Origin of the sequence: Streptomyces sp. G-G2, assembly GCF_030063135.1 — a bacterium.
Lineage (GTDB): Bacteria > Actinomycetota > Actinomycetes > Streptomycetales > Streptomycetaceae > Streptomyces.
Window position 1 is genome coordinate 23,975 of the sequence record NZ_JASISO010000067.1, and the last position, 9,346, is coordinate 33,320.

Below are 9,346 nucleotides of genomic sequence, written 5' to 3' on the forward strand. Positions count from 1 at the left end.
TGACCTGGGTCCTGTGGGGCGGGTCACCGGGGAGGGGCCCGGATCTCACGCTCCGTGGCTGTCCGTACCCCTTTCGGGGGTGTGTCCCGGGCCACTTTCAGCCCCTGGAGGGAAGGAAACCGGTGCCTCGAACGCGGCTTTCCTCGTCGCCCGGCGCAGCGCCTTCAGCAGCGTGGCGCCCAGGGTCATGGTCAGGACGACCGTCAGCACGGCCCGGCCCAGGTCCCAGCCCAGCGACGTGGCCAGGCAGTACGCGAGGAAGCGGGCCAGGTTCGCGCCCAGCGGGTCCCCGGGGTGGAAGGAGACGCCCTGGCCCATGCCCTGCAGGATCACCCAGCCCTGCAGGTTCATGACCGTGCCGTACGCGAAGGACCCGGCGAACCCGTACGCCGACAGCATCAGCAGCTCCGCCCGCCCCCGGATCCGGTCCGCGCCGGGCAGCAGCCCGGCGCCCAGCGAGAACCAGCCCATCGCCAGCATCTGGAACGGCATCCACGGCCCCACGCCGCCCGTGAGCAGCGCGGACGCGAACATCGTGACCGAGCCGAGGACGAAGCCGAAGCCCGGTCCCAGGACCCGGCCGCTCAGCACCATCAGGAAGAACATGGGCTCCAGGCCCGCCGTCCCGGCCCCCAGCGGCCGCAGGGCCGCGCCGACGGCCGCCAGCACGCCCAGCATGGCCACCGCCTTCGCGTCCATGCCGTTGTCGGCGATGGTCGCGACCACCACGGCCACGAGCAGCGGGAGCAGGGCGGCGAACAGCCAGGGGGCGTCCTGGGAGTGCGCCAGCCCGGACTGGCGGTCGGCGAGCAGGGGCCAGCCGAAGGCGGCGATCCCGATGAGGGTGACGAGGGCCAGGGCGACCGCGCCGCGCGGGCCGATGCGGACGGGGCGGTTCGTGGAGCGGCTCACGGGGCGGCTCACGGGGCCCCGCCCTGCGCCAGGGTCTCGGCGACCTGGGAGACGGTGAGCCAGTGGCCCGGGGCCAGGATCTTGGCGACCTGCGGGGCGAAGGCGGGCGAGGAGACCACCACCTCGGCCGTCGGGCCGTCCGCGACGATCTCGCCCCCGGCCAGGATGACGACCCGGTGGGCCAGCTCGGCGGCCAGTTCCACGTCGTGGGTGGCCAGGACGATCGCGTGGCCCCGGGCGGCGAGGTCCCGCAGGATCTCGATCAGCCGCGCCTTGGCGGCGTAGTCCAGACCCCGGGTCGGCTCGTCCAGGAGCAGGAGGGCGGGCCTGCCGGTGAGTACGAGCGCCAGGGCGAGGGCCAGGCGCTGGCCCTCGGAGAGGTCGCGGGGGTGGGTGTCGTCGGGGACGTCCGGGAGCAGTGCGGACACCAGCGCGCGGCAGGTTCCGGGGGCGGCCCCCGCGTCCGTGTCGGCGGCCGTGCACTCGGCGCCCACCGTGTCGGCGTACAGCAGGTCGCGGGGCTCCTGCGGTACGAGGCCCACGCGGCGGACCATCTCGGCGGGCGGGGTGCGGTGCGGGAGCCTGCCGCCGACGCGGAGGTGTCCGGAGGCGGGTTCGAGCATGCCGACGAGGGTGGCGAGGAGGGTGGACTTGCCGGCGCCGTTGCGGCCCATGAGGGCGACGGTTTCGCCGGGGGCGAGGGTGAGGGTGATGTCGTGGAGCACCTCCGTGCGGGTGCGCCTGACGGCTAGGTTCGTGGCGGTGAGGGGGGCCTCGGCCTCGCCTTCGCCCTCGCCCTTTGTTCGTGCCGTGGCTGCGGGCCCGCGCCGGAACATGCGCCATCGCCCCGCCCGGGCCGGGTGTGGCGCGGGTGCGTCGGTGCGCGCGGCGAGCGCCGACCGTGCCTCCGGCGGCGCCTCAAACGCCGGCGGGGCTGGTATGGGCTCGGCTCGGGGGGTTGGTGCTTGGAACGTGGGCGGGGCTGGTGTGGGCTCGGCTCCGAGGGGCGGGGCCTCCGGCGGCGCCTCAAACGCCGGCGGGGCTGGTATGGGCTCGGCTCCGAGGGAGAGGAGGCGGGCGCGCAGGGGAGGGGATTGGCGGCGGGCGTCGCGGATGGAGAGGGGGAGGGGGGACCAGCCCGCCAGGCGGCCCAGGGCCACCACCGGCGGGTGGACGGGGGAGACCGCCATGATCTCGGCCGGGGTCCCGAGGACGGGGGCCGCGCCCGGCGACGGCAGGAGCAGCACGTGGTCGGCGTACTGCACCACCCGCTCCAGCCGGTGCTCCGCCATCAGGACGGTCGTGCCGAGGTCGTGGACCAGGCGCTGGAGGACCGCCAGCACCTCCTCCGCGGCCGCCGGGTCGAGGGCCGAGGTGGGTTCGTCCAGGACCAGGACCCGGGGGTGCGGGGTCAGGACCGATCCGATCGCGACCCGCTGCTGCTGGCCCCCGGACAGGGTGGCGATCGGCCGGTCCCGCAGTTCGTTCAGGCCGAGCAGGTCCAGGGTCTCCTCCACCCGCCGCCGCATCACCGCGGGCGGCAGGCCCAGGGACTCCATGCCGTACGCCAGCTCGTCCTCGACCACGTCCGTGACGAAGTGCGCGAGCGGGTCCTGGCCGACCGTGCCGACGACATCGGCCAGCTCCCGCGGCTTGTGGGTACGGGTGTCGCGCCCCGCGACCGTGACCCGCCCGCGCAGGGTGCCCCCGGTGAAGTGCGGGACCAGCCCGGACACGGCTCCGAGCAGGGTCGACTTGCCGACCCCCGACGGGCCCACGAGCAGGGTCAGCTCGCCCTCCGGGACGGTGACGTCCACATCGCGGAGCGTGGGCTCGCACTGGCCCTCGTACGTCACGGAGACCTGCTCGAAGCGGATCATTACGGCGCCTCCTTGGGCGGTACGGGCGCCACGAAGGCGGGGAGCAGACCGATCAGCACCGCCGCCGCGGGCCACAGCGGCAGGCCGGGCGCGACCAGCGGCACCACACCGGGCAGCAGCCCCTCGGGGTCCACGGACCCGGCGTGGATCATCAGGGCGGCGACGGCCGCACCGGACCCGGACACCAGCCAGGCGCGCACGCCCCACCGGTCGGGGCGGTAACGGGTCCGGACGCTGCGCCGCCCGCCGAGCCGGAGCCCGCCGAGGGCGAGCGCGAGGCCGACGAGGAGGACGGGGAGTCCGTACCCGGCGCCTTCGGCGGCGAGCAGGCCGTAGGTGCCGGCGCAGATGCCGAGGAGCCCGCCGATGGTGAGGACGTTGGTGGTGTGCCGGACGGCGGGCGGCACACGGGCGGTGCGGCCGTAGCCGCGCGCGTCCATCGACGCGGCCACCGCCACCGAGCGCTCCAGGGCGCCTTCGAGGACCGGCAGGCCGATCTGGAGGATCGCCTTCACCCCGCCGGTGGGGCGGCCGCGCAGGCGGCGGGCGGTGCGCAGCCGGACCACGTCGGCGACCATGTTCGGCGCGAAGGTCATGGCCACGACCACCGCCACCCCCGCCTCGTACAGGGCGGCGGGCAGGGATTTGAGCAGCCGGGCCGGATTGGCGAGGGCGTTGGCGGCGCCCACGCAGATCAGGAGGGTGGCGAGCTTGGCCCCGTCGTAGAAGGCGAAGACCAGCTGCTCTGCGGTGACCCTGCCGCCGAAGCGGATGCCCTGGGCCCAGCCGGGCAGCGGGACCTCGGGGAGGGTGAAGAGGGTGTGCGAGCCGGGGACCGGCGAGCCCAGGAGCATGGAGAAGACCAGGCGCAGGCCAATGACGACCAGGCCGAGCTTGATGAACGCGCCGTACGACCGGGCCCAGGGCGCGGCGGTCCGGCGGGCGGCCACCACGTAGCCGGCGACGCCGACGATCAGCCCGAGCAGCAGCGGATTGGTGGTCCGGGACGCGGCCGTGGCCAGGCCGAGGGCCCAGAGCCACCACGCACCGGCGTGCAGCGCGTTGCGGCGCCGGGCGACCGGCGGCTGCCAGCGGCCCCGGCCGCGCCACCCCTCTCTCCGCGGGGGCGACGCGGAGGACGGGTGCGCCGAGGTCATCGGGCGCGGGGGCGGGACTGCCAGAAGGCGGCCGCGGCCAGGGCGATCACGGCCGCGATGCCCGCCAGGAGACCGACGGAGGGACCGCCTCCGCTGCCGTCCGCCGAGGAGGACGCGGCGGAAGCGGAGGTCGAGGCGGCGGCCGACGGCTTGGGTTCGGCCGGGGCGACCTGGTCGCCGCAGCCCTGCTTCGGGTAGCCGGAGATCGCGCACAGCAGCGCCGCCGAGTTGTACCGCAGCGGCTTCGCCACCTCCGCCAGCGCGTCGGCGGCCGTCGCGTCCGGGGCCACCACCGCGCAGGCGGTCCGCGGGGTGTCCCGCGGCGGGGTCTCACCGGAGGGCCCGTCCGCCGGGACACCGAAGTCGATGACCAGGGCCACGCGCTTGCGGCCCTCCACGGCGGCGGTGCCCGAGCAGACGGCCCCGAAGTCGGCCCCGGCGCGCGGCTTGACGGAGTCGTCCGCCGCGTCCTGGCCGACGCCGAAGCGGAAGCCCTGCACGGAGCCGTCCTTCGGCCGGACCTGGGAGGCGCCCTGGGTGGCGTACGTCCACGAGCCGTTCGTACCGTCCCAGAACGACCAGTACCGGTAACCGGCCGCCAGCGCGGGCGCGGCGCCGAGCACCGTCAGCGCCATGCCCACCGTGCTCAGCGCGAGCGCGAGCACGAGCGGCAGGGCCACCGGCCCGCCGCGGCGCGCGGCCCGGGAGGTGGGCCGCGTCACGGCCCGCGTCACGGCGCGCGGCCCGGCAGGCGCTGCGGCTCGCGGCACCGCACGGGTCACAGCTGCTGCTTCTTCTTGCGGCGGCCGCTCAGCAGGATGCCGATGCCCACGCCCGCCGCGGCGCCCGCGCCGACGATCCACCAGACGTTGCGGGTCGAGGAGGCGGGCTCGTTCGACGAGTCCGCGGCGGAGTCCTTGGCCTTCTCCTGCTCGGCCGGACCGGTCGCGCTCAGCGCCGTCACCAGGTCGGCGCCGCCGAAGGACCTGGGGTCGGCGCCCGTCGCGTGCGCGGCCAGGACCAGCGTGGCCAGGGCGGCCGGGCTGCCCTTGGACCACTCGGCGCTGTTGCCCTTGAGCCACTCCAGCGCGCCCGCGGCGGACTGCTTGTGACCGGCGGCGGCCAGCGCGATCACGGCGTCGGCGGTGTTGCCGATGTCCGCGGTGGGCGCGTCCGCACCCGGGGTCTTCGCGGTCAGGTGGCCGTCCGCCTTGAGTGCCTCGGCCAGGTAACCTGCCGCGCCCTGGGCGGCGGCCGCCGGGTCCATGGCTGCGGTGGCCCGGGCCGCGCAGTCCAGCGCGGCGGCGGGGGAGTCCGCGGCGCCCGGAGTGACGAGCGTGCCCTTGCCGAGGGCGGCGAGGACCGCGGCCGCGGTCGCGTCGGCGTTCGGCGGGAGCTTGCCCTCCTGCGGCTGGTAGCCGAAGGCGCCTCGGTCGGCGGCGGGCTGGGCCGCGCAGCCCAACTGGAAGGACAGCAGGCCGTCGTACGCCGACTTGCCCGCCTTCGACTTCACCGCGGCCGGGTCGTCCCCGGCCACGGCCAGCGCGCTGATCACGACGGAGGTGGAGCTGCCCTCGCTCGGGGCGCCCGGGTTGTAGGACCAGCCGCCGTCCTCGTTCTGTACGGACTTCAGCCAGTCGGCGCCCTTCTTGACGGCCGCGTCGTGGCCGCCCAGCGCCTTCAGGGCCTGCACCGCGACCGCGGTGGCGTTCGTGTCGGGCACCGTCTTGGCGTCGCACGCGGCGCCCGTGTCCGCACGGAACGCGGTGAACGCGCCGTCCGCGCACTGCTGGCCGGTCAGCCAGTCGACGGCCTGCCCCGCGGGCTTCACCCCGGCGGTGTGCTGCGCGAGCAGCGCGAAGGACTGGCGCCAGACGCCGTCGTAGGTCGGGTCGCCCTTGCCGAACAGCCCGGAGGGGATCACGGGAGCCGGTGAGGGCGAGGGGGCGCCGAGGGCGGCGGGAGCGGCGCCCACACAGAGCACGGCGGAGGCGGCGAGCGCGGCGGCGCTACGGCGGACGTTCATGGCGGGGCGGGTGCCTCTCCTGCTGGGGAGCGCGGGAGGCAGGCACGGGAAGTACCGGGCTCCGGCTCCGTTTACCTCGACGGTGCCGACCGCCGGGGATCCGGCGGCGCGAGCCGCGCACCTCCGCACGGGGCAATCCGGCTCCCCGCCCGGCGGGGCCGGGGCGGATCACGGTTGCGGGTCAGCGCCGGATTCGCACCGGCTTCCCCCCGCGCAGAAGTGTTGACGACCCGCCCACCCTACCGGCCCGCCGTCCCCACACCGGGTGACGGCGGGCCGGAACGCCCCTTGCAGGCCGGTGCCGGTACCACCCGGCCCGGTCCCGCGGAGCGGTTCCGCTTCCCGGCCGCGGGGCCCCCGGGGGCGGTTGCTACACGGCCCGGTAGGTGACCGGATCGCTGCCCGGTACGGCCTCGGCGCGGCCCTGCTTCACCAGCCGCCGCAGGTGCGCCTCGGCCTCCGACACGGCGATGTTGCGGGAGCCGTGCGGAATCTGCGCCCAGGGCCGGTTCCACTCCATCCGCTCCGCCAGCGCCCACGGTGTCAGGGGCCGCGCGAGCAGCTCCCACAGGCCGACGAGGCGCTCCTCGTGATGGGCCAGCAGCTCACGGACCCGGGCCGGGGCGTCGGTGAAGGCGTGCTGATGGGCGGGGAGCACCTCGGCGGGCTCCAGGCGGCCGATCCGCTCCAGGGAGTCGAGGTAGTCGCCGAGGGGGTCGGTGGCCATCAGGTCCTCGGGGGCCTCGTACAGCCCGATGTGGGGGGAGATGCCGGGCAGCAGGTGGTCGCCGGAGAAGAGGCGGCCGTTGCCCGGGAGGTTCGCGGGGTGCTCCTCCTCCAGGTGCAGGCAGACGTGGCCGGGGGTGTGGCCGGGGGTCCAGATCGCCCGGAGCCTGCGCCCGGCCAGCGGAAGCAGGTCGCCGGGGACGATCTCCCGGTCGGGGACGGCCGCGTGCAGCCCGGGGAGGGTGCGCAGCCGCCCGCTCTCGCGGGCGGCGCGCAGCGGGTCGAGGTGCTCGGGGGGTGCGCCCGCGGCGCGCAGTTTCTCGCTCATGTAGTCGAGCCAGACGCCCGGGTCGGAGCCGCGGGTGCGCGTGACGACCTCGGTGTCGGCGGCGTGCATCGCGATCCAGGCTCCGGAGGCCTCGCGCACGTGGCCGGACAGGCCGTGGTGGTCGGGGTGGTGGTGGGTGATGACCACGCCGTGGACCTCGGCGACGGGGATCCCGAGGGCGGCGAGCCCGGCGACGAGGGTGTCCCAGGAGGCGGGGTCGTCCCAGCCGGTGTCGACGAGGACGGGGCCGCGGTCCGTTTCCACGACGTGGACGAGGGTGTGGCCGAGCGGGTTGTCGGGGATGGGGACCTTGATTCCCCAGACGCCGCCGCCGTGATCGGTGACGTCAGGCGACTCCGGTACCTCTGGCATGTGGGCCCCCAGCTTAACGAGAACTTGTTTCAGTAGTAGCCCAAGTCGACCATCCCGACGGCTTTCTGACCAGTCGTCGGGTCTTCTGTCTGCGCCGTGGACTCCTGGAACTAGAACTGGTATCAGTTCTGGCATCCGGTTCTGAACCGCAGGAGGCATCAGCCATGACCGAGCTCGTGGAACACGGAAAGCTGTTCATCGGCGGGGAGTGGACCGATCCCCTGGGCAGCGGCACCATCGACGTCGTCTCGCCCCACACCGAGCAGGTCATCGGCCGCGTACCGCACGCCTCCACGGCCGACGTCGACCGCGCGGTCGCCGTCGCCCGCAGGGCCTTCGACGAAGGCCCCTGGCCCCGCATGTCCCTGGACGAGCGGATCGCGGTCGTCACCCGCATCAAGGACGCGATCGCCGTCCGGCACGAGGAGATCGCCCGCTCCATCAGCTCCCAGAACGGGTCGCCGTACTCCTGGAGCGTCCTCGCCCAGGCGCTCGGCCCGATGATGGTCTACGACGCCGCCATCACCGTCGCCCGCGCCTTCCCGTGGGAGGAGCACCGCCAGGGAGCGCTCAGCCCCATCCTGGTCCGGCACGAACCGGTGGGCGTGGTCGCGGCCGTCATCCCCTGGAACGTCCCGCAGTTCGTGGCGGCGGCCAAACTGGGGCCCGCGCTGATCAGCGGCTGCGCGGTGATCCTCAAGCCGTCCCCCGAAGCGCCGCTCGACTCCTACATCCTCGCCGACATCGCCCGCGAGGCCGGGCTGCCGGAGGGCGTGCTGTCGATCCTGCCCGCCGACCGCGAGGTCAGCGAGTACCTGGTCGGGCACCCGGGGATCGACAAGATCGCCTTCACCGGCTCCGTCGCGGCGGGCAGGCGCGTCATGGAGGTCGCGGCGCGCAACCTGACCCGGGTCACCCTGGAACTCGGCGGCAAGTCCGCCGCCGTGATCCTCCCGGACGCCGACCTGGAGAGCACCATCGCCGGGATCGTCCCCGCCGCCTGGATGAACAACGGGCAGGCGTGCGTCGCCCAGACCCGCGTACTGGCCCCGCGCGGCCGGTACGACGAGATCGCCGAAGCCCTCGCGGCGGCCGCCGGAGCCCTGGTGGTCGGCGACCCGCTGGACCCGGCGACCCAGCTCGGCCCGCTGGTGGCCCAGCGGCAGCAGCAGCGCTCCCTCGACTACATCAAGCTCGGCCAGGAGGAGGGCGCCAAGGTGCTCACGGGAGGTGGCCGCCCGGCGGGCATGGACCGCGGCTGGTACGTCGAGCCGACGCTGTTCGGCGACGTCGACAACTCCATGCGGATCGCCCGCGAGGAGATCTTCGGGCCGGTCGTCTGCCTGATCCCGTACGGGGACGAGGCCGAGGCCGTACGCATCGCCAACGACTCCGAGTTCGGGCTGAGCGGCAGCGTCTGGACCGGGGACGTGGAGCACGGCATCGACTTCGGACGGCGGATCCGCACGGGCGTCTTCAACGTCAATACCTTCAGCCTCGACATGCTCGGCCCCTTCGGCGGCTACAAGAACAGCGGCGTGGGACGGGAGTTCGGCCCCGAGGGGCTGAGCGAGTACCTCGAAGCGAAGATGATCTGCCTCCCCGGCGGGTACGTCCCGCCCGCGCCCACCGGTGGTGAGTGATGGGTGACCGCTGGCACGTGGAGGTGGACCGCGGCGTCTGCATCGGATCGGGCATGTGCGTGAACCACGCCCCAACGGGCTTCGCCCTCGACGCGGCCCGCCAGTCCCACCCCCGCACGGCCGATACGGACGCCAGCGAGCCGGTCCTGACAGCGGCCGAGGGCTGCCCGGTCGAGGCCATCACGATCACCTTGGCGGGCAGCGGGGAGGTGGTCTTCCCGCCGGAGGAATAGGGCGCGGGGCGCGGGGGCGGGTCTTCGGGGGGCGGGGTCGGGGCGCGGCTTCGCCGCGGGGGCTTTGGC

The 9,346-nt window shown here is 74.9% G+C and carries 8 protein-coding genes and 1 riboswitch; of the genes, 2 read left to right on the top strand and 6 right to left on the bottom strand.

Annotated features, from left to right (window positions below):
* Positions 1-45 precede the first annotated feature (45 nt).
* The 6 genes from QMF80_RS34725 to QMF80_RS34750 all read right to left on the bottom strand — a co-directional run bounded on the left by QMF80_RS34725 (position 46) and on the right by QMF80_RS34750 (position 7,401).
* Positions 46-924 carry an ECF transporter S component gene (locus tag QMF80_RS34725; RefSeq protein WP_283460842.1) on the bottom strand — a complete coding sequence of 293 codons (879 nt, stop codon included), beginning with the start codon at positions 922-924 and terminating at the stop codon, positions 46-48.
* Positions 921-2,792 (bottom strand): ABC transporter ATP-binding protein, encoded by a 1,872-nt coding sequence (locus tag QMF80_RS34730; RefSeq protein WP_283460844.1) that lies wholly within the window; start codon positions 2,790-2,792, stop codon positions 921-923. The genes QMF80_RS34725 and QMF80_RS34730 overlap by 4 nt, the downstream gene beginning before the upstream one ends.
* Positions 2,792-3,949 (bottom strand): energy-coupling factor transporter transmembrane component T, encoded by a 1,158-nt coding sequence (locus QMF80_RS34735; protein ID WP_283460846.1) that lies wholly within the window; start codon positions 3,947-3,949, stop codon positions 2,792-2,794. The genes QMF80_RS34730 and QMF80_RS34735 overlap by 1 nt, the downstream gene beginning before the upstream one ends.
* The gene (locus QMF80_RS34740) at positions 3,946-4,584 is read right to left on the bottom strand and encodes an SCO2322 family protein (RefSeq protein WP_283460857.1); all 639 of its coding nucleotides are present in this window, start codon (positions 4,582-4,584) and stop codon (positions 3,946-3,948) included. Before QMF80_RS34740 ends, QMF80_RS34735 begins: the two co-directional genes overlap by 4 nt.
* 143 nt (positions 4,585-4,727) lie before the next feature.
* A complete protein-coding gene (locus QMF80_RS34745; RefSeq protein WP_283460848.1) occupies positions 4,728-5,975 on the bottom strand; it encodes an SCO2321 family membrane protein in 1,248 nt (415 codons plus the stop codon).
* 139 nt (positions 5,976-6,114) lie between these two features.
* Positions 6,115-6,182: riboswitch (cobalamin riboswitch) on the bottom strand.
* 163 nt (positions 6,183-6,345) lie between these two features.
* Positions 6,346-7,401: a Strvi_7410 family MBL fold metallo-hydrolase gene (locus tag QMF80_RS34750; protein ID WP_283460849.1), complete on the bottom strand. Its 1,056-nt coding sequence runs from the start codon at positions 7,399-7,401 to the stop codon at positions 6,346-6,348.
* Positions 7,402-7,565: 164 nt separating this feature from the next.
* Between QMF80_RS34750 and QMF80_RS34755 the strand changes: the two genes are divergently transcribed.
* Complete coding sequence (locus QMF80_RS34755) at positions 7,566-9,044, top strand: aldehyde dehydrogenase (protein WP_283460851.1); 1,479 nt, start codon at positions 7,566-7,568, stop codon at positions 9,042-9,044.
* Positions 9,044-9,277, top strand: a complete 234-nt coding sequence (locus QMF80_RS34760) for a ferredoxin (protein WP_283460852.1) — start codon at positions 9,044-9,046, stop codon at positions 9,275-9,277. The genes QMF80_RS34755 and QMF80_RS34760 overlap by 1 nt, the downstream gene beginning before the upstream one ends.
* The last annotated feature ends 69 nt before the right edge of the window (positions 9,278-9,346 follow it).

Coding starts and splice junctions, on each gene's coding strand:
- QMF80_RS34750 (WP_283460849.1), bottom strand. CDS start 7,401: ATGCCAGAGGTACCGGAGTCGCCTGACGTCACCGATCACGGCGGCGGC.
- QMF80_RS34760 (WP_283460852.1), top strand. CDS start 9,044: ATGGGTGACCGCTGGCACGTGGAGGTGGACCGCGGCGTCTGCATCGGA.
- QMF80_RS34740 (WP_283460857.1), bottom strand. CDS start 4,584: ATGGCGCTGACGGTGCTCGGCGCCGCGCCCGCGCTGGCGGCCGGTTAC.
- QMF80_RS34745 (WP_283460848.1), bottom strand. CDS start 5,975: ATGAACGTCCGCCGTAGCGCCGCCGCGCTCGCCGCCTCCGCCGTGCTC.
- QMF80_RS34735 (WP_283460846.1), bottom strand. CDS start 3,949: ATGACCTCGGCGCACCCGTCCTCCGCGTCGCCCCCGCGGAGAGAGGGG.
- QMF80_RS34755 (WP_283460851.1), top strand. CDS start 7,566: ATGACCGAGCTCGTGGAACACGGAAAGCTGTTCATCGGCGGGGAGTGG.
- QMF80_RS34730 (WP_283460844.1), bottom strand. CDS start 2,792: ATGATCCGCTTCGAGCAGGTCTCCGTGACGTACGAGGGCCAGTGCGAG.